Source organism: Erwinia billingiae Eb661 (assembly GCF_000196615.1).
Classification (GTDB): Bacteria; Pseudomonadota; Gammaproteobacteria; order Enterobacterales; family Enterobacteriaceae; genus Erwinia; species Erwinia billingiae.
In genome coordinates this window covers 4,472,977-4,492,462 of the sequence record NC_014306.1, presented here as the reverse complement: position 1 = coordinate 4,492,462, position 19,486 = coordinate 4,472,977, and the positions used below count along the sequence as shown (strand labels likewise).

19 protein-coding genes and 2 tRNA genes are annotated in these 19,486 nt (G+C 52.6%); 14 read left to right on the top strand and 7 right to left on the bottom strand.

Going from position 1 to position 19,486, the window contains the following annotated elements; translation table 11 throughout:
- Positions 1-19: 19 nt before the first annotated feature.
- Together EBC_RS21820 and ispB are read right to left on the bottom strand one after the other, a co-directional pair.
- Positions 20-277, bottom strand: a complete 258-nt coding sequence (locus EBC_RS21820; RefSeq protein WP_013204038.1) for a helix-turn-helix domain-containing protein — start codon at positions 275-277, stop codon at positions 20-22.
- 317 nt (positions 278-594) lie between these two features.
- A complete protein-coding gene (ispB, locus tag EBC_RS21815) occupies positions 595-1,566 on the bottom strand; it encodes an octaprenyl diphosphate synthase (RefSeq protein ID WP_013204037.1) in 972 nt (323 codons plus the stop codon).
- 254 nt (positions 1,567-1,820) lie between these two features.
- Here ispB and rplU point away from each other — a divergent pair, with 254 nt between their 5' ends.
- The 4 genes from rplU (at position 1,821) to fepB (ending at position 5,038) form a co-directional block, all read left to right on the top strand.
- Positions 1,821-2,132: a 50S ribosomal protein L21 gene (gene rplU, locus EBC_RS21810; protein ID WP_013204036.1), complete on the top strand. Its 312-nt coding sequence runs from the start codon at positions 1,821-1,823 to the stop codon at positions 2,130-2,132.
- A gap of 15 nt (positions 2,133-2,147) precedes the next feature.
- Positions 2,148-2,405 (top strand): 50S ribosomal protein L27, encoded by a 258-nt coding sequence (gene rpmA, locus EBC_RS21805; protein WP_013204035.1) that lies wholly within the window; start codon positions 2,148-2,150, stop codon positions 2,403-2,405.
- A gap of 329 nt (positions 2,406-2,734) precedes the next feature.
- Positions 2,735-3,922 (top strand): Obg family GTPase CgtA, encoded by a 1,188-nt coding sequence (gene cgtA, locus EBC_RS21800; RefSeq protein WP_013204034.1) that lies wholly within the window; start codon positions 2,735-2,737, stop codon positions 3,920-3,922.
- Positions 3,923-4,069: 147 nt separating this feature from the next.
- Positions 4,070-5,038, top strand: a complete 969-nt coding sequence (fepB, locus tag EBC_RS21795; protein WP_013204033.1) for a Fe2+-enterobactin ABC transporter substrate-binding protein — start codon at positions 4,070-4,072, stop codon at positions 5,036-5,038.
- Here the strand turns inward: fepB and fes are convergent.
- The gene (fes, locus tag EBC_RS21790; RefSeq protein ID WP_013204032.1) at positions 5,003-6,241 is read right to left on the bottom strand and encodes an enterochelin esterase; all 1,239 of its coding nucleotides are present in this window, start codon (positions 6,239-6,241) and stop codon (positions 5,003-5,005) included. The genes fepB and fes overlap by 36 nt on opposite strands.
- Positions 6,242-6,397: 156 nt before the next feature.
- Between fes and EBC_RS21785 the strand changes: the two genes are divergently transcribed.
- Positions 6,398-8,611 (top strand): TonB-dependent siderophore receptor, encoded by a 2,214-nt coding sequence (locus EBC_RS21785; protein ID WP_013204030.1) that lies wholly within the window; start codon positions 6,398-6,400, stop codon positions 8,609-8,611.
- Between the two features lie 34 nt (positions 8,612-8,645).
- Here the strand turns inward: EBC_RS21785 and pmrB are convergent, their stop codons facing one another.
- The 3 genes from pmrB to dacB are packed head-to-tail and all read right to left on the bottom strand — an operon-like array spanning position 8,646 to position 11,799.
- A complete protein-coding gene (gene pmrB / locus EBC_RS21780; RefSeq protein ID WP_013204029.1) occupies positions 8,646-9,701 on the bottom strand; it encodes a two-component system sensor histidine kinase PmrB in 1,056 nt (351 codons plus the stop codon).
- Positions 9,698-10,360, bottom strand: a complete 663-nt coding sequence (gene pmrA / locus EBC_RS21775) for a two-component system response regulator PmrA (protein ID WP_013204028.1) — start codon at positions 10,358-10,360, stop codon at positions 9,698-9,700. The genes pmrB and pmrA overlap by 4 nt, the downstream gene beginning before the upstream one ends.
- Before the next feature lie 5 nt (positions 10,361-10,365).
- Positions 10,366-11,799, bottom strand: coding sequence for a serine-type D-Ala-D-Ala carboxypeptidase (gene dacB / locus EBC_RS21770; protein WP_013204027.1), 1,434 nt, complete (start codon positions 11,797-11,799; stop codon positions 10,366-10,368).
- A 248-nt stretch (positions 11,800-12,047) separates the two neighbouring features.
- Here dacB and greA point away from each other — a divergent pair, with 248 nt between their 5' ends.
- The gene (gene greA / locus EBC_RS21765; RefSeq protein ID WP_013204026.1) at positions 12,048-12,524 is read left to right on the top strand and encodes a transcription elongation factor GreA; all 477 of its coding nucleotides are present in this window, start codon (positions 12,048-12,050) and stop codon (positions 12,522-12,524) included.
- Between the two features lie 125 nt (positions 12,525-12,649).
- Here greA and yhbY read toward each other — a convergent pair whose 3' ends face one another.
- On the bottom strand, positions 12,650-12,943 hold the full coding sequence (gene yhbY, locus EBC_RS21760; RefSeq protein WP_013204025.1) for a ribosome assembly RNA-binding protein YhbY: 294 nt from the start codon (positions 12,941-12,943) through the stop codon (positions 12,650-12,652).
- Positions 12,944-13,071: 128 nt separating this feature from the next.
- Between yhbY and rlmE the strand changes: the two genes are divergently transcribed.
- The 8 genes from rlmE (at position 13,072) to rimP (ending at position 19,480) form a co-directional block, all read left to right on the top strand.
- On the top strand, positions 13,072-13,701 hold the full coding sequence (gene rlmE, locus EBC_RS21755; RefSeq protein ID WP_013204024.1) for a 23S rRNA (uridine(2552)-2'-O)-methyltransferase RlmE: 630 nt from the start codon (positions 13,072-13,074) through the stop codon (positions 13,699-13,701).
- Between the two features lie 56 nt (positions 13,702-13,757).
- Positions 13,758-15,692 (top strand): ATP-dependent zinc metalloprotease FtsH, encoded by a 1,935-nt coding sequence (ftsH, locus tag EBC_RS21750; RefSeq protein WP_013204023.1) that lies wholly within the window; start codon positions 13,758-13,760, stop codon positions 15,690-15,692.
- 115 nt (positions 15,693-15,807) lie between these two features.
- On the top strand, positions 15,808-16,644 hold the full coding sequence (folP, locus tag EBC_RS21745; RefSeq protein WP_013204022.1) for a dihydropteroate synthase: 837 nt from the start codon (positions 15,808-15,810) through the stop codon (positions 16,642-16,644).
- A 4-nt stretch (positions 16,645-16,648) separates the two neighbouring features.
- Entirely contained in the window at positions 16,649-17,983 is a 1,335-nt protein-coding gene (glmM, locus tag EBC_RS21740; protein WP_013204021.1) for a phosphoglucosamine mutase, read from the top strand.
- Between the two features lie 220 nt (positions 17,984-18,203).
- Positions 18,204-18,536 carry a preprotein translocase subunit SecG gene (gene secG, locus EBC_RS21735; RefSeq protein ID WP_013204019.1) on the top strand — a complete coding sequence of 111 codons (333 nt, stop codon included), beginning with the start codon at positions 18,204-18,206 and terminating at the stop codon, positions 18,534-18,536.
- Between the two features lie 54 nt (positions 18,537-18,590).
- Positions 18,591-18,677, top strand: a tRNA-Leu gene (locus EBC_RS21730).
- Between the two features lie 61 nt (positions 18,678-18,738).
- A tRNA-Met gene (locus tag EBC_RS21725) sits at positions 18,739-18,815 on the top strand.
- 212 nt (positions 18,816-19,027) lie between these two features.
- Positions 19,028-19,480, top strand: a complete 453-nt coding sequence (gene rimP / locus EBC_RS21720) for a ribosome maturation factor RimP (RefSeq protein WP_041692438.1) — start codon at positions 19,028-19,030, stop codon at positions 19,478-19,480.
- Positions 19,481-19,486 lie beyond the last annotated feature (6 nt).

Below are 19,486 nucleotides of genomic sequence, written 5' to 3'. Positions count from 1 at the left end.
AAACTACCGCCTTTTTTTATTACCTCATCAGCCCTTTGCGGTCGATAAGCTTTTTCGTGATGGGATGGTAATAGCGGCTTGGCCAGATCTCGGCGGGATGAATTTGCAGCGCATCCGCAATCAGCCACTCACCTTTTGGCCAGGGGCGAAATAGCGCATTGGCGAGTGTCGATGAGCAGAGTCCAGCATCGCGTGAAACCCCTGCCAGACTGGTTCCCTTTTTGCGCAGGCTCGCAATAATGTCTGCGTTGTGCCAGTCATCTTTAAATTTGACCATTTGTGTCTCCTCCTTGTACACCTGACTTCTCAGGACATTCCTTTATTAACGGCTGAGCAGCATGACTATGTTTGGAAACAGTGCCTGCTTTACTGCTCATAGTCGTAATACACCGCGAGGCATTTATAGCAACTTCAGGAACTTTGTTTCCAGTATTTTCTAAATGTTGAGGTAACTTTTTGCGAGGAAACGCATAAGTTGCAGAAGTTTTGGCCGGTTAACTGCGCAAGGTATCAGGCAAAGAGGGATGGAGGATGAGTTCACGACGAAAAGGGCTGGAAAAAGGGGGCAGAGCGCGGTTTCCCGCGCTTAAAAGACTAGTATTCGCGCTGTACTGACATGTGAGCAAGCGCTTCAAGCGCACTGCGCCAGGGTGATTCAGGCAGTGCTTTAAGCGCCGAAATGGCTTTATCCGCTTCATGCTCCGCGGCCTGACGCGTCCATTCCAGAGAGCCACATTGGCGCATGGTTTCCAGAACGGGTTCCAATAAATGGCGTCCGTTACCCTTTTCAATCGCTTCGCGGATCATCTGGGATTGTTCAGGGGTACCATTGCGCATCGCATGCAGCAGCGGCAGGGTAGGCTTGCCTTCACTCAGGTCATCACCGACATTTTTACCGAGCGTTTTACCATCGGCGCTGTAATCCAGCAGATCGTCGATTAACTGGAAAGCGGTGCCAATGAAGCGGCCGTAGTCCTGCAGCGCTTTTTCCTGCTCTGGCACAGCCTCAGCAAGGATGGCTGAAGATTGGGCTGCCGCTTCAAACAGACGGGCGGTTTTGCTGTAAATCACCCGCATGTAGCTTTCTTCGGTGATATCCGGGTCGTTGCAGTTCATGAGCTGCAGGACTTCGCCTTCAGCGATAACGTTCACTGCTTCAGACATTAGCGCCAGTACCCGGAGCGATCCGAGGCTGGTCATCATCTGGAAAGCACGCGTGTAAATGAAGTCGCCAACCAGCACGCTGGCCGCGTTACCAAAAGCAGCATTGGCCGTGGCTTTGCCGCGACGCATGTCGGATTCATCCACCACATCGTCATGCAGCAGCGTGGCCGTGTGAATAAATTCGATCAGGGCTGCTACGGTAACATGCTGTTTCCCGGTGTAATTAACGGCGCGAGCCGCTAAAACAGCGATCATCGGACGGATGCGTTTGCCTCCACCACTGATGATGTAGTAACCCAACTGATTAATGAGGGAGACCTCAGAGTTCAGCTGTTCGAGGATAGTTGCGTTGACGTCCGCCATATCTTGCGCGGTGAGTTCGTTTATCTGTTCTAAGTTCATCAGTCTGTTCAGCTATTGCTCAGTATGCTGCTATGATAAGCGTCTTTACCCGTGCCTGCGGCAGGTTATGTATTACAGATTGTACTGGAAAATCAGCGCAACGAAACAATTGCATTCGCTTAGCGTTTTTTTTCTGCAATACCCCGCATCAGGCACTTGTCATTATCCTGGAAGTTGCGTAGAATTCGCGCCCTATTGTGAATATTTATAGCGCAGCCTGAAACTAAGACGGCAAGCGCGAAAGCGGAGTTTATATGTACGCGGTTTTCCAAAGTGGTGGTAAACAACACCGAGTAAGCGAAGGTCAGACCGTTCGCCTGGAAAAGCTGGACATCGCAACCGGCGAAACGATTGAATTCGACCAGGTTCTGATGATTGCCAACGGTGAAGATGTGTCAATTGGCGCGCCTTTAGTTTCAGGTGGCTTGATCAAGGCAGAAATTATTGCTCATGGTCGCGGCGACAAGATCAAGATTGTTAAGTTCCGTCGTCGTAAGCATTACCGTAAGCAGCAGGGTCACCGTCAGTGGTTTACTGACGTGAAGATCACTGGCATCAGCGCGTAAGAGGAGATCTGACAAATGGCACACAAGAAAGCTGGCGGCTCCACTCGAAATGGTCGCGATTCCAATGCAAAACGCCTCGGCGTTAAGCGTTTCGGCGGCGAATCTGTTCTGGCAGGTAGCATCATCGTTCGTCAGCGTGGAACCAAATTCCATGCGGGCACCAACGTAGGCTGCGGCCGTGACCACACTCTGTTTGCAACTGCAAACGGCAAGGTCCAGTTCGAAGTGAAAGGCCCGAACAACCGTAAATACATCAGCATCGTTGCTGAGTAAGGTTTTCGTGCCTGAAAGCGGTACCTGATACCGCTTTCAGCAGCGAATCTAAAAGCCCCGCTATGATTGCGGGGCTTTTTACATTCTGCGTTCTGCCCCGGCGTAATTACGTCTGAGGGTTCACAGCAAAGGTCACTTTTGCTGTACACTTTATATTCAGCTGCACGATGTCTTGAGGCGGATCCCCTTTCTGGAATCGACGTGAAGACAGCTTTTGCGGCGCCAGAAACCCAGTTTCCGTCACCAGGCACACCAGCTTGCTACGGCGGATCACTCCCGGACACGCGTCACCTTGCCAGCGTCGGGCGAATGATTTACGGAGAAGTAACATGAAGTTTGTTGATGAAGCGACGATACTCGTCGCTGCGGGCGATGGCGGCAATGGCTGCGTCAGCTTCCGTCGTGAGAAATATATCCCAAGAGGCGGTCCGGACGGCGGCGACGGTGGTGACGGCGGCGATGTCTACATGCAGGCCGATGAAAACCTCAATACCCTGATTGACTACCGTTTCGAAAAATCTTTCCGTTCAGAGCGTGGCCAGAATGGTCAGAGCCGTGATTGTACCGGCAAACGTGGTCAGGACATTATTATTAAAGTGCCGGTCGGCACCCGTATCATCGATCAGGGCACTGGCGAGACGCTGGGCGACATGATGACGCATGGTCAGATCCAGATGGTCGCGAAAGGCGGCTGGCATGGTCTGGGCAACTCCCGCTTCAAATCTTCCGTAAACCGTTCTCCTCGTCAGAAAACGATGGGGACCAAGGGTGAAGTGCGTGATATCCAGCTGGAACTGATGCTGCTGGCTGACGTGGGTATGCTTGGCTTGCCGAATGCCGGTAAATCAACCTTTATCCGTGCGGTGTCCGCCGCGAAACCAAAAGTGGCTGACTATCCGTTTACCACGCTGGTACCAAGCCTCGGCGTGGTTCGTATGGACACTGAACAGAGCTTTGTGATCGCCGATATCCCGGGTCTGATCGAAGGGGCATCTGATGGCGCGGGTCTGGGTATTCGCTTCCTGAAGCACCTTGAGCGCTGCCGTGTGCTGTTACACACCATCGATCTGGCGCCAATTGACGAATCCGATCCGATTGAGAATGCCCGCATCATCCTCGGTGAGTTGGAAAAATACAGCGAGAAGCTGTTCAACAAACCGCGCTGGTTAGTGTTCAACAAAGTTGACCTGCTGGACCAGGAAGAAGCGGAATCTCGTGCTAAAGCGATTGCTGATGCGCTGGGCTGGACAGATAAATACTATCTGATCTCTGCTGCCAACCGTACTGGCGTAACGCCATTGTGCTGGGATGTGATGTCCTTTATCAACGCCAATCCAAAAGAAGCGGAAGAAGCACAGAAGCAGCCTGAGAAAGTCGAGTTCATGTGGGATGACTATCATCGCCAGCAACTCGAAGAAGCTGAAGCAGAATCTGCTGTTGAAGTGGAAGACGACGACTGGGATGACGACTGGGATGAAGAGGACGACGAAGGCGTCGAAATCATCTACAAGCGTTAATCCAACAAAAGGACACCCCGGTGTCCTTTTTTTATGTCTGCAGCTCGGGCAATTAAGTCTTTTAAATGGTAAAGATAATTATTATCATCTTTGCCATCCTTCGATTTGCCATGTTTTGACATCGGCGCTTTGCCAACGAGCCTGATAATGACCTCTGCCTTCCTCACGCGTTACCCGCTACTGTTCAGCCTGCTTTTGATCCCCTTTCTCGCCCAGGCTGATGCCCGTCCTGACTGGCCGCGCCATCTTTCAACCTCAAAGGGGGAAGTTGTGCTTAAGCAGCCGCCGCGACGTATTGTTTCAACCAGCGTGACGCTTACTGGCTCATTACTGGCGATTGAAGCCCCGGTTATTGCCAGCGGGGTAACTCAGCCTGGAAAACGGCTTGCCGATGATCGGGGGTTCTTTCGTCAATGGGGCGATATTGCCAGCGCCCGCGGGGTAAAACCGTTACCCACAGGGGAAGCCAGTCTGGAAGCCATCGCCGCGCAGGAGCCAGATTTGATCGTGGTCAGCGCAACGGGAAAAGACTCAGCTGTCACGCTGTATGACCGACTTTCGCTGATTGCACCCACGCTGGTGATTAATTACGACCAGCAGAGCTGGCAGCAAACAGAGCGACAACTTGCAAAAGCCACCGGAAAGGAGACCGAAGCGGAGGCTTCTATTCAGTCATTTGCCAGACGAGTCGCTGCCGTCAAAGCGGCAATAGTATTGCCACCGCAGCCCGTCTCTGCACTGGTGTTCAATCCACAAAGTCAGGCCGCTAATCTCTGGACCCGCGACTCTGCGCAGGGGCAATTGCTGGAATCATTGGGGTTTACCCTGGCCACGGTGCCCGCTGAACTGGCTCAGGCGCAACGGAGGTTGCAACGCAAAGACATTATCCCACTCAGTGGCGAGAGCCTGGTGACGGGGATCAATGGGCAATCTGTATTGATGTTCGCCGCCGATCAATCTGGCAAATTGGCACTGCTGTCTGCGCCTTTACTGGCGGCGTCGCCTGCCGTTCAGCATCAGCAGGTCTATACGCTGGGGAATGACAGCTTCCGCCTTGACTACTACAGTGCAAACCATCTTTTAACGCGACTTAGGGATCTCTTCGCTGCTCACTGAGTCGGACCATAACCACTTAAGTCCGTCCGTGATCCCTCCGCGCCAGCAGAGGGCATCATGACCGCCGTCAATCTCCCGAAAGCGGACATCAAGGCCAGCATCGACCAGCAGGGGATATAACTGCCGGTTCGAATCAAGAATGATTTTCTCATGCCAGCCTGCATCCAGTGCAATGCGTTGCCCGGGCATTCCGGCAATTCCCTTTACAACCTGTTGTATCAACAACCCTGTCGCTTGCTCAGGTTGGTGATCCCGGCGTGGCCACCAAAAAGATCCTGACTGACTAAGCGCACAGCCAAAGCGTTCAGGCCAGTTCAGCACCGCATACACCGCCGCGAGGCCACCAAAACTCTGTCCAACAACAACGGTATTTTTTGCTTGCCCGGAAAACGCGATTTTCCGCCGCAGTTCGGGTAACAATTCCTGTTGAATGGCCTGCCAGAAGAGCGGATTACAGGGGAGCTCTGCGGCTCTCAGCGAGTTATCCACCGAATCGATAAATATGTATACCGCTTCAGGCAGGTCTCCGCTGCGTGTCAGCGTTGCCAATGGCGCTGCAACAGGTTGACTCATTAGCCAAAATTTCCCGTCAAGCAGGATCACCAGTGGACGATGAAGGGGATTTTCTTCGCCGGTGGCCAGTATCGCCACGTCTCGGGTATTACCCAGTAACACGCTCTCCCAGCTCAAGTTCAGGGTTTCAAGCCGATTATCCTCAGTCTGCCACTCGGGTTGCGCTGGTGCTGCAGGCATATGCAGCGGAGACACCCAATGACCACGTCCGCTTTGCCAGCCCGCCAGCGGATTATAACGATCGGGTTGTGCCAGTGGGAATTTCCGCTGCCACCACTGTCTCAGGGAAAGCATCGAAAGCGGTTCTGCGGGCAACTCATCTGCGGTGTCAGGCATCAAAGAGTAGCTGCCACGCCAGCCCTGGCTCAGGGACAGAGTGGTCTGCCAGACGTCGGTTCCAGCAATGCGCTTAAGAGAGTGGGGCAGCCCACCACGATGATGGTCGGTTATGCCGATAATGTTCAGCCAGACGTTGCGGATCGCCGAGTGGAACTCATCCCCGTCAGGATCGCGCCAGAGGAAAGTCACTAAGGCGTTTTTTCCCTTTTCCCTGGCGATAAATGGGGTGCCTTGTTGAGCGACAGATTGCCACCAGGCCTCTGTTCCGATTACAGATGTTAAAGCCGTCATAGATTATCAAACCACTGAGTGAACTTTCTGACAAAAATAGAAATGATTGTAATAATCGTATTGATAATTATTTTCATTTGCAATAGTGTGTTGCCGCACTTTTGCCAATTTGGCCCGGGTAATTTTGAAGGGCATATTTGTAGGGAAACAGGCTTCATGACCAGATTTTCACGCTTATCACTGACGATTCTCGCAGGACTGGGAGGCGTCGCGCTGGCTCAGGCAGACACCGTTGATGCCAATGGTGGCACGCTGATGGTGACGGCCGCGCAGCAGACGCTTCAGGCCCCAGGCGTTTCGACCATTACGGCCGATGAAATCAAAAAACGTCCTCCCGCCAGAGATCTCTCTGAAATCATTCGGACCATGCCAGGCGTCAACCTGACCGGCAACTCAACCAGCGGACAGCGCGGTAACAACCGTCAGATTGATATTCGTGGCATGGGTCCAGAAAACACGCTTATCCTGATTGACGGTCTGCCCGTTTCCAGCCGCAACTCGGTACGGTTAGGCTGGCGTGGCGAGCGTGATACGCGTGGAGACACCAACTGGGTTCCACCTGAAATGGTCGACCATATTGAGGTGATTCGCGGGCCTGCCGCAGCGCGCTATGGTAACGGCGCCGCAGGTGGCGTGGTGAATATTATCACTAAGCAGGCCAGTAATGAGTGGCATGGTGCCTGGAATAGCTATCTGAATATGCCGGAGCATCGCTCTGAAGGATCGACCAAACGCACCAACTTCTCACTCAGTGGGCCGCTCTCTGATGCCGTCAGCTTTATGCTGTATGGCAACCTCAGTAAAACGCAGGCTGATGCGCAGTTTATCAATGAAGGGCATCAGTCACTGAGAACCGGCACGTATGCTGATACGGTGCCGGCAGGGCGGGAAGGGGTGGAAAATAAAGATATCCACGGCAAATTGCGTTGGGAGTTTGCGCCACGCCAGGTACTGGAATTCAGTGCAGGCTACAGTCGGCAAGGAAATCTGTACGCCGGAGACACGCAAAATACTAATACCAGCGCACTGGTGCAGGACAACTATGGCAATGAGACTAACCGTCTCTACCGTCAGGACTTCGCCACCACGTGGACAGGCGTGTGGGATAACGGCATCAGCACCCGCAGTTATGCGCAGTATGAAAACACGCGTAACAGCCGGATGAACGAAGGGCTGGCAGGCGGTACGGAAGGGATTTTCTCCGACAGCGGCTTCTCCACCATCCAGCTGGATGACGTATTGTTGCACAGTGAAATCAGCGTTCCTTTTGAGCTGTTGGTCAATCAGACCGCAACGTTTGGCGTCGAATGGAATCAGCAACGCATGAAAGACGGGGCTTCCAATACTCAGGCGCTGTCCGGCGGTAACATTGAAGGGATCGGAAGCAGCAACCGCAGCCCTTACTCCTCTGCAGAAATATTCTCGTTGTTTGCTGAAGACAATATCGAGCTCACTGACAGTACCACGCTGGTGCCCGGTTTGAGATTTGATCACCACAGTATTGTCGGTGATAACTGGAGTCCTTCGTTGAACCTCTCACAGGCGCTGGACGATGACTTCACCCTGAAGCTGGGCATTGCCCGAGCCTACAAAGCACCGAGCCTTTACCAGACCAATCCAAATTACGTCCTGTACAGCCGTGGGCAAGGCTGTGCAGACAGTGCCGGCGCCTGCTATCTGATGGGAAATGACGACCTCAAAGCAGAAACCAGCATTAACAAGGAAGTGGGGATCGAGTATAAGCATGAAGGCTATCAGGCCGGGATCACCTGGTTCCGCAATGATTATCGCAATAAAATTGAAGCCGGCTATCAGCCAAGTGGCACCTCAACTTCAGGCGGTACTGATATCTACCAGTGGGAGAATGTGCCCAAAGCGGTAGTGGAAGGGCTGGAGGGAACGGTTAACCTGCCGCTGACTGAATCAGTAAGCTGGAACAACAATCTGACGTATATGCTGCAAAGCAAAAACAAAACGACAGGCGACCGCTTATCAATCATCCCGGAATATACCCTTAACTCGACGCTGGCCTGGCAGGCCACAGACGCGCTTTCCCTGCAAAGCACCCTGACCTGGTACGGTCGACAGACGCCGAAAAAATATAACTACAAGGGAGAGTCAGTCAGCGGGACGGAGCAATCGACGGTCAGTCCCTACTCCATCGTTGGCTTGAGCGGCACCTACGATGTGAACAAATACGTGAGCGTCACTCTTGGCGTGGATAACGTGCTGGATAAACGTCATTTCAGGGAAGGGAATGCACAAACAACCGGTAATGCCACGACCAATGCGTATATGTATGGCGCAGGGGCGAACACCTATAACGAATCGGGCCGGACCTGGTATATGGGCCTGAACACGCATTTCTGAGGATGGTGGCGGTGGGGACGGACCCCCACCACGTCTAGTTCAGATTTTGCGGCAACCAGCAGGTGGCATTGAGCCCACTTCGATCCTCTCGGTTGGTTAATCGCAACTCACCGTGATGGATCTGCGCGATGCGCAGCACAATATTCAGTCCCAACCCACTGCCGCCATAACGTTGATCCATCCTGCGAAACGCTTTTGTCAGGTCGGCTGCCGCTTCAGGATCAATACCTGGCCCTTCATCTCTGACAGTGAAACGGCTGCCGCCGTTTTCACTTTCTGCCAACAGGCTGATATGGCTGCCTTCCGGGCTGTATCTCGAGGCATTCTCCAGCAAATTGCGCACCATCAATCGCAACAGAACGGCATCGCCTTCAGCTTCAAGCGACAGGTCACCTGAGACCTCCAGCGTCTGCTGACGCAGCAATAGCATCTCAACCATTTCCTGCTGCAATGGCTGGAAGACACTTTCCCAGCTGACCACCTGATAATGGCCACCGGCCAGAGCCTGACCTGCACGGGACAGCATCAGCAGTTGCTCAATGACATGCATGAGCTGGTCGATGCGTTTCACTAACATCGGACCCTGGGTAACACCCTGTTGCTCCAGCAGTTCAAGGTGAAGCCGTAATCCGGCAAGCGGTGTACGCAGCTCATGTGCGGCATCAGCGGTGAAAAGCCGCTCTTGCTGCAAGGTATGATCGAGCCTGCCCAGTAACTGATTCAGGGCGCGGGTCACTGCAGCAATTTCATCCATGTCAGAGAAAGTAGGCAGCGGCGTGAGATTATCGGCAGAACGTTCAGACAAGCTGTTCTGCAATGACTTCAACGGGCGAATGATCCAGCTGATCGCCCAGAAAGAGAGTAGCAGCGTGAAGCAGACCATCACCACGGAAGGCAGTAACAGTGAGGCTATCGCTTCGCGGATTTCATTTTCGACTCGCTCATTGCGGGCGTGAGCAGAGAGCGTTTCGTTAACCAGGAAACTGATCTGTTCGCGGCTTTCATGCCACAGCCAGGCCGCGCTCATCATCTGACAGGACAGCAGGATCAGAGCCAGCATAATCAGTAAACGCCGACGCATACTGTTCAAGTGCGTTCTTCCAGACGATATCCTACGCCACGCACCGTCTTGATGCGGTCTTTGCCCAGCTTGCGGCGCAAGTTGTGAATATGCACCTCAAGCGTGTTAGAGCCGGTATCATCCTGCCAGCTATAAAGATCTTGTTGCAGCGTTTCACGATGCACCGTCTGACTGATGCGCATCAATAGACGCGTCAGCAGCGCAAACTCTTTCGGCGTCAGCTCAACAGGCTGATTGTCTATATAAACTTGCTGAGAAGACAGGTTAAGGGAGAGATCGCCCTGTTGCAGCAGGTTATCGCTGCGACCCTGATAACGGCGAATCAAAGCCCGAACTCTGGCCTTCAATTCGGCCAGCGCGAAGGGTTTAACCAGATAATCATCGGCACCGGCATCCAGTCCATCAACCCGATCCTCTAAGGCATCACGGGCAGTGAGGATCAGCACCGGCAGATCGATAGTCTCTTTACGCCACTGCCGCAGCAGCTGCCTGCCGTCCCGATCCGGCAACCCAAGATCGAGAACAATCAGGCTGTACTGGCCGCTTTGCAGCAGAGCACAGGCTTCAGCGCCATTCTTAGCCGCATCCACCGCATACCCTTCAGTCGTCAGCGCCTGAACCAGTCCGCCCAACAGCAAAGCATCATCTTCAACAACCAGTAGTTTCATAATTGTCAGTTATTTTGGTAAACATCCTTATAAAGCCGGCTCTCAAAGCGGACCAGCGGAATACGTCGCTGGCGCTGATCTTCCGGCGGAACGGCATAGCCAGAAAGATACTGGACGAATGCCACGCGCTGCCCGCTGGCTGTCGTCATAAAGCCAGCAAGGTTATACACACCCTGCAATGAACCGGTCTTGGCTGATACCTTTCCGTCGACGCCTGCTTCATGAAGACCACCACGATAGCGTAACGTTCCGTCGTAGCCTGCGAGAGGCAACATGGAAATGAAATTCAGCTGTTGATCATTTTGTGCAATGTATTGTAACGCTTGCATCATGGTCGCCGGGGAAATCAAATCGTGCCGTGAAAGCCCCGAACCGTCTACCTGAATGCTGTTGCCCAGATCGACATTCGCCTTTTGCCTCAGTATCTGACGCACGGCATCAGAGCCGGCGCGCCAGGTGCCAGGGACGCCAAATCGCTCATGTCCAATGGTGCGGAACACGGTATCGGCAATCATATTGTCCGACTTCTTCAGCATGATCTTCAGCAGATCGTGTAAGGGTGCAGACTGTGTTTCTGCCAGCACGTTAGCTGGCTGCGTGACCTGAGTCTGACGCAGTAAATGGCCGGAATAATCGATATCGGCTGCCTGCAACTCCGCTTTTAACAGGGCACCGGCATAGCTAGCGCCATCCTGAATAGCAAAGGCCAGCGGCAAGGGTTCGGCACGCTGGGTCATACATCCGGTCAGGGTGAAGCGGTTTAATTCGCCTGGCACCACATCCAGCTCACAATACTGTGCGTCCGGCGAGCCTTTCGCCAGCGTTCGCACCTGGCTAAACATACTGACCGGATAATAGGAGGCCACGCGGATAAACGCCTTGTCACCTGGATTCGGTGCGCTGTAGAGCGATACCGAGAAGCAGTTACGGTCAACAATGGCAGCGGCTGGCGGCGCACTAAAGCACTGCGTCAGGTCATTCCACGGCCAGCCTGGGGCTTCGTCGTGGCTGGCAAATACCGACGTATCAATCACCAAATTGCCCTGAATATGCTTCACACCCTGCTTTTTCAGCGTGGTGACCATATTGCGCAAGTCCTGACGCGTCAGCGTCGGATCGCCACCAAAACGGGCCACCAGATCGCCTTGCAGCGTGCCATCATTAATGGTGCCTTTGCTTTCCAGTTGCGTATGAAAACGGTAGTCCGGGCCAAGCTGAAGCAGCGCCGCCAGGGCGGTCAACACTTTCATCGTACTGGCCGGCAGCGCCATCTGTTTACTGTGGTAGTCAATTGAAGGCGTGGTTGCGCCTATTTTCTGCACAATCAGCGCCAGGTTTGCGCCATCAGGTAAATATTGGGTGTAGTCTTCAACCGAAGCAGCGTGGGCATTCAGCATAAATGCGCAGGCTAAACCGGTAACAATTCGTGAAAATCGCATAATCTCGCGTTTACTGACAGGTGATGCTGACATACTACGGTGCATCGTTGTGGAAAGTAAACGATGACCCATAAGGAACTCTGGGTTAAAATACGTATCAAAATGCAAAACCTCCAGGCCCTGAGCTTCCCTTTGGGTCTGGTTTATTTCGTTTGAAATTCAGTGGCAAGCGCCGCAGAACGCTTTTTCTGCATGAACCTGTCAGGATGACGAAATTTTGCACAGGACAGAGTTTACGAGGTATTGAGATGAATCAGATTCCGATGACGTTAAGGGGCGCGGACAAACTGCGCGAAGAGCTGGAAGAGCTGAAAACCATTAAACGCCCCCGAATTATTGCCTCAATTGCAGACGCACGTGAGCACGGCGATTTAAAAGAAAACGCTGAGTATCACGCAGCGCGCGAAGAGCAGGGCTTCTGTGAAGGTCGTATCCAGGAGATCGAGGCAAAACTGTCTAATGCTCAGGTAATCGACGTCACCAAAATGAACGCGAACGGTCGGGTGATCTTCGGTTCAACCGTCAAGGTATTGAACCTGGATACTGACGAAGAGTCGACTTATCGCATCGTGGGCGATGATGAGGCTGATTTTAAGCAAAATCTGATTTCTGTGAACTCGCCAATGGCGCGCGGCCTGATTGGCAAAGAAGTTGATGATGTGACGATCGTGAAAACACCCGGCGGCGACGTCGAGTATGAGATTTTGAAGATAGAATATCTCTGATTTCTGCTACGCTGAAACTATCACGCGTATTGTAAAGAAAGGAAAAAGGCCGCTATGCGGCCTTTTATCAACATCAGGAGCGTGTCACCTTCTCCGGTCTAAGTTTCAGAATTGTTACCTGATCCTCAGCGCGGAAGGGAGATCTTGCGTTCCTTCGTTGGACGGTACAGTACCAGCATCTTGCCGATAACCTGCACGTTTGCTGCTTTGGTTTCGCGCACGATAGCCTCAACAACCAGTGCTTTCGTTTCACGGTCTTCCGTGGCGATTTTCACTTTGATGAGCTCGTGGTGCTCCAGTGCTTGTTCGATCTCGGCTAGCACCCCTTCGGTCAAACCATTGTTGCCCAGCATGACAACGGGCTTCAGCGGATGGGCCAGTCCTTTCAGGTGCTGTTTTTGTTTGGTACTCAGATTCATCGTATTTTTTACTTACATTGGGATTGAAAACGGGTCATTCTACCGCCATCTCTGGTGTATCACCAAATCGGCTTTGCTGATTTGCGCGGTTTATTTATCGCATGCGTTGAATCATAGTTGGAAATTGTATGACTGGTAAAAAGCGTTCGGCCAGTTCCAGCCGCTGGCTGCAGGAACACTTTAGCGATAAATATGTGCTTCAGGCACAGAAAAAAGGGCTGCGTTCTCGCGCCTGGTTTAAACTCGATGAAATACAGCAAGGTGACAAGCTGTTCAAACTTGGCATGACCGTCGTCGATCTGGGTGCTGCACCCGGAGGTTGGTCTCAATATGTGGTAACGCAGATTGGGTCAAAAGGCCGTGTTATTGGTTGTGATATCCTGCCGATGGATCCTATCGCCGGTGTCGATTTCCTCCAGGGCGATTTTCGTGATGAACTGGTCATGAAAGCGTTGCTGGAACGAGTAGGTGACAACAAAGTACAGGTTGTGATGTCCGATATGGCTCCCAACATGACAGGAACGCCAGCAGTTGATATTCCACGTGCAATGTATTTAGTTGAGCTTGCACTGGAAATGTGTCGTGATGTATTGGCACCTGGCGGCAGTTTTTTAGTAAAAGTGTTTCAGGGAGATGGCTTTGAAGATTACCTCCGGGAAATTCGCTCCCTGTTTACGAAAGTAAAAATTCGTAAGCCGGACGCTTCGCGCTCTCGTTCGCGTGAAGTGTACATTGTAGCGACAGGGCGCAAACTATAGTACCCTACGCTGTCTGTTAACACAGTTGTAATAAGAGGTTAATCCCCTTGAGTGACATGGCGAAAAACCTAATTCTTTGGTTAGTCATCGCGGTCGTGCTGATGTCTGTATTCCAAAGCTTTGGGCCCAGCGAGTCGAATGGCCGTAGGGTTGACTATTCAACCTTCCTGTCAGAAGTGAACCAGGATCAGGTCCGCGAGGCACGTATTAACGGGCGTGAAATCAACGTTGTCAAAAAAGACAGCAACAAATACACGACTTACATTCCTGTCAACGATCCCAAGTTGCTTGATAACCTGTTGACTAAAAATGTGAAAGTGGTTGGCGAACCGCCAGAAGAACCGAGCCTGTTGGCGTCGATCTTCATCTCATGGTTCCCAATGCTATTGCTTATTGGTGTCTGGATCTTCTTCATGCGCCAGATGCAGGGCGGGGGCGGCAAAGGGGCAATGTCCTTTGGTAAAAGCAAAGCCCGCATGCTGACGGAAGATCAGATCAAGACAACCTTCGCTGATGTTGCCGGTTGCGACGAAGCGAAAGACGAAGTGGCTGAGCTGGTTGAATACCTGCGTGAGCCAAGCCGTTTCCAGAAACTGGGCGGTAAAATTCCGAAAGGCGTTCTGATGGTCGGGCCTCCGGGTACCGGTAAAACGCTGCTGGCGAAAGCCATCGCCGGTGAAGCTAAAGTGCCTTTCTTCACTATCTCCGGTTCTGACTTCGTTGAAATGTTCGTTGGTGTGGGTGCATCCCGTGTTCGCGACATGTTTGAACAAGCCAAGAAAGCCGCGCCTTGCATCATCTTTATCGATGAGATCGATGCAGTCGGTCGTCAGCGTGGCGCTGGTTTAGGCGGTGGTCACGATGAACGTGAGCAGACGCTGAACCAGATGCTGGTTGAGATGGATGGTTTTGAAGGTAATGAAGGCATCATCGTCATCGCCGCGACTAACCGTCCAGACGTACTTGACCCGGCGCTGTTGCGTCCAGGCCGCTTTGACCGTCAGGTTGTTGTAGGCTTGCCAGACGTTCGAGGCCGTGAGCAGATCCTGAAAGTGCATATGCGTCGCGTTCCATTAGCGACCGACATTGAAGCATCCGTTATTGCCCGTGGTACGCCAGGCTTCTCAGGTGCCGATTTGGCTAACCTGGTCAACGAAGCTGCGCTGTTTGCAGCCCGTGGTAACAAACGCGTTGTGTCGATGGTTGAGTTCGAAAAAGCGAAAGACAAGATCATGATGGGTGCGGAACGTCGCTCCATGGTGATGACAGAATCGCAGAAAGAGTCGACGGCCTACCACGAAGCCGGTCACGCGATCATTGGTCGCCTGGTGCCGGAGCATGATCCGGTGCACAAAGTGACCATCATTCCTCGTGGCCGTGCATTAGGTGTGACCTTCTTCCTGCCTGAAGGCGACGCGATCAGCGCCAGCCGTCAGAAACTGGAAAGTCAGATTTCTACCCTTTACGGTGGCCGTCTGGCAGAAGAGATCATCTACGGTGTTGAGCGTGTTTCTACCGGTGCTTCTAACGACATCAAGGTAGCCACCTCAATAGCGCGTAACATGGTAACGCAATGGGGCTTCTCAGAGAAACTGGGCCCGCTGCTGTATGCTGAAGAAGAGGGTGAAGTATTCCTCGGTCGTTCAGTGGCTAAAGCGAAGCACATGTCTGATGAGACCGCGCGTATCATTGACCAGGAAGTGAAATCACTGGTTGAAGGTAACTATCAACGTGCACGTCGTATTCTGAACGAAAACATGGACATTCTTCACGCGATGAAAGATGCGCTGATGAAGTATGAAACCATTGATGCTCCACAGATCGATGACCTGATGGCACGCCGTGAAGTGCGTCCACCACAGGGTTGGGAAGATCCGGGCAGCACCAATAATTCTGACAGCAACGGTACGCCTAAGGCGCCGCGCCCGGTTGATGAACCGCGCACGCCTAATCCTGGTAACACCATGTCAGAGCAGCTGGGCGACAAGTAATTTACTTGTTCGTTTAAGCTCACTCCAAACCCCGGCGCTGTCCGGGGTTTTTTATATCTACAATTTCATTACCCGGTCCAACTGACCTGCTGAACCCGTTTGGAGACTTACCGTTATGAAGCTTTACGCCAGAGACACCATCCTCGATCTTTCCCATCCTCATGTGATGGGGATCCTGAATGTGACCCCGGATTCTTTCTCTGATGGCGGCAAGCATAACGATTTGGTTCAGGCGCTGACCCATGCCAACGAAATGATCAATGCCGGTGCCACCATCATTGATATCGGCGGCGAATCCACGCGTCCTGGCGCATCGGAAGTCAGTGTAGAGCAGGAGCTGGAACGGGTTATTCCGGTGGTTGAGGCTATTTCTCAACGTTTTGAAGTGTGGATTTCGGTCGATACATCAAAACCAGAGGTGATCCGGGAATCGGCAAATGCGGGTGCGCACATCATCAATGATATCCGTTCACTGCAGGAGCCCGGTGCTTTGGAAGCGGCGGCGGCAACGGGCCTGCCGATTTGTCTGATGCATATGCAGGGCGATCCGGCCACCATGCAACAATCGCCGAAGTACAAACAGCTGCTGCAGGATGTGGACGCCTTTTTTGTGCAGCACATCGCCAGATGCGAAGCCGCCGGGATCAAAAAAGAGCAGTTGATCCTCGACCCGGGATTCGGTTTCGGTAAGAATCTGTCCCACAATTATCAGTTGCTGGCCCATCTGGCTGATTTTCACCGGTTCGGCCTGCCACTGCTGGTCGGCATGTCCCGTAAAAGTATGATTGGGCAACTGCTGAATGTTGGCCCGTCGCAGCGGCTGACAGGCAGTCTGGCCTGCGCGGTAATCGCCGCGATGCAAGGCGCGCACATCCTGCGCGTTCATGATGTTAAAGAAACCGTCGAAGCGATGCGCGTCGTCGAAGCAACACTGTCAGCGAAGGAAGAGTAACGCTATGAGCAACCGTAAGTATTTTGGTACCGATGGCATCCGCGGCAAAGTGGGTGAGTCTCCTATTACACCTGACTTCGTGCTGAAGCTTGGCTGGGCAGCGGGTAAGGTGCTGGCACGCAATGGCTCAAAGAAAATTATCATCGGTAAAGATACGCGCATTTCTGGCTACATGCTGGAGTCGGCCCTTGAGGCAGGCCTGGCGGCGGCAGGGTTATCGGCAGCCTTTACCGGACCGATGCCAACCCCAGCCATTGCCTATCTGACCAGAACCTTCCGTGCCGAAGCGGGGATTGTGATTTCGGCTTCGCACAATCCGTTTGACGATAACGGTATCAAGTTCTTTTCCATCGAAGGCACCAAGCTGCCAGATGACGTGGAGGAGGCGATCGAAGCGGAGATGGAGAAACCGATCACCTGCGTTGAATCTGCAGAGCTGGGACGTGCCAGCCGCATTGTCGATGCAGCCGGCCGCTACATCGAGTTTTGCAAAGGTACCTTCCCAAGCGAACTCAGCCTGAATGGCATGAAGATTGTGGTGGACTGCGCCAACGGTGCGACCTACCACATCGCGCCAAACGTCCTGCGTGAACTCGGCGCGACGGTGATCACCATTGGTGTTAATCCTGATGGGATGAACATCAACAAAGAGTGTGGCGCCACCGATGTCCGCAAGCTGCAGGAACGCGTGTTGTCGGAGAAAGCGGACGTGGGGCTGGCCTATGATGGCGATGGCGATCGCATCATGATGGTGGACCATCTGGGCCATAAAGTGGATGGCGATCAGATCCTGTATATCATTGCCCGTGAAGGCTTACGTCAGGGACAACTGCGCGGTGGTGTCGTCGGTACGCTGATGAGCAACATGGGGCTTGAACTGGCGCTTAAGCAACTGGGTATTCCGTTTGCGCGTGCAAAAGTGGGCGACCGCTACGTGCTGGAAAAACTGCAGGAAAAAGGCTGGCGTCTGGGCGCTGAAAACTCCGGCCACGTCATCCTGTTGGACAAGACAACTACCGGTGACGGTATCGTGGCAGGTTTGCAGGTACTCACTGCGATGGTGCGTAACCACATGACTCTGCACGATCTGTGCAGCGGCATGAAGTTGCTGCCACAAATCCTCGTTAACGTGCGCTTCAGTGGAACAACCGATCCGCTGGAAGATGCAACGGTCAAAACGGTCACTGCAGAAGTCGAAAAAGAGCTGCAGGGTCGTGGACGTGTGTTGCTGCGTAAATCAGGCACTGAACCGCTAATCCGCGTGATGGTTGAAGGCGAAGATGAAGCGCAAGTGACGGCGCTGGCACACCGGATTGCCGATGCGGTGAAGGCGGTCTGATAAGCCAGAAAAGGACGGTAGATGAGTGATTTACCAGCAATTCATTGCTCATTTGCCGTTTTTTTCCGCAATCAGATGCCTGGTGCTAAATTGCCCTTGCGCAGTCAGGCGGCTTTGGTTAGTATTCACACCCGCTTCTGATGGGTAGTGACAACGCTATCTCTCTAACTGGTTTGAAGCTTTTTGATGTGCGGCTACCGCGCAAGGAAACAGGTTAATTATGTACGAAGCTCTCTTAGTTGTTTTCCTTATTGTTGCAATCGGCCTTGTAGGTTTGATCATGCTTCAGCAAGGTAAAGGCGCTGATATGGGCGCGTCATTTGGTGCAGGCGGTTCGGCAACGCTGTTTGGTTCTAACGGTTCAGGTAACTTTATGACCCGTATGACCGCAGTATTGGCAACACTGTTCTTCATCATTAGCTTGATTCTGGGTAACCTCAACTCCAATAAGACTCAGAAAGGAAGCGAGTGGGAAAATCTGACTCAGCCTGCACAGTCGCAGCAGAGCCAGCCAGCTAAACCGGCAACCCCGGGTAGCGATATCCCACAGTAAGCAGTAAATGCAGTGATTTCGACACGACAGAAATAAAAAAGTCGTCACTTTAGTGCCGTGGTGGTGGAATTGGTAGACACGCTACCTTGAGGTGGTAGTGCCCGCATGGGCTTACGGGTTCAAGTCCCGTCCTCGGTACCAAACTTCAGTATTGCTTGCGTTTTACGCAAGATCGGCGTAGTATTTGCCACGTTATTTCGGACGCGGGGTGGAGCAGCCTGGTAGCTCGTCGGGCTCATAACCCGAAGGTCGTCGGTTCAAATCCGGCCCCCGCAACCACTTTCCCTTAGAGTTCTTTTTCAAATATACTGTATGCATCGAACGGCGCATCTCAGCAGATTTTGAAAAAAATTCTTTTGGATTGTGCCGAACCGCCAGATTTTTGGCGTACAGGGTCCAGTCGCATAAAGCCCCGATTTATCGGGGTTTTTTGTTATCAGGAAACAGCATACTGGGCTATTAAGCCCTTTTTTTATGTCTTGGGGGTGGCCTTGTCCACATTAGAGCAAAAATTAACTGAGCTGATCACAGCACCTGTAGAGGCGCTGGGCTACGAACTGGTCGGTATCGAGTTTGTACGCGGTCGTACATCGACGTTGCGCATCTATATTGATAGTGAAAATGGCATCAATGTTGACGATTGTGCTGATGTTAGCCACCAGGTAAGTGCCGTATTCGATGTCGAAGACCCGATTACTGTCGCTTATAACCTTGAAGTCTCCTCACCAGGCCTTGAGCGCCCACTCTTTACCGCTGCGCATTACGCACAATTTATTGGCGAAGAAGTGAGCCTGGTGCTGCGTATGGCCGTTCAAAACCGCCGCAAATGGCAGGGAATCATTAAATCTGTAGAAGGTGAAATGATCACTGTTGCTGTTGAGGGTAACGACGAAGTGTTCGCGCTGAGCAACATTCAGAAAGCGAACCTGGTTCCCCACTTTTAAAAGTCC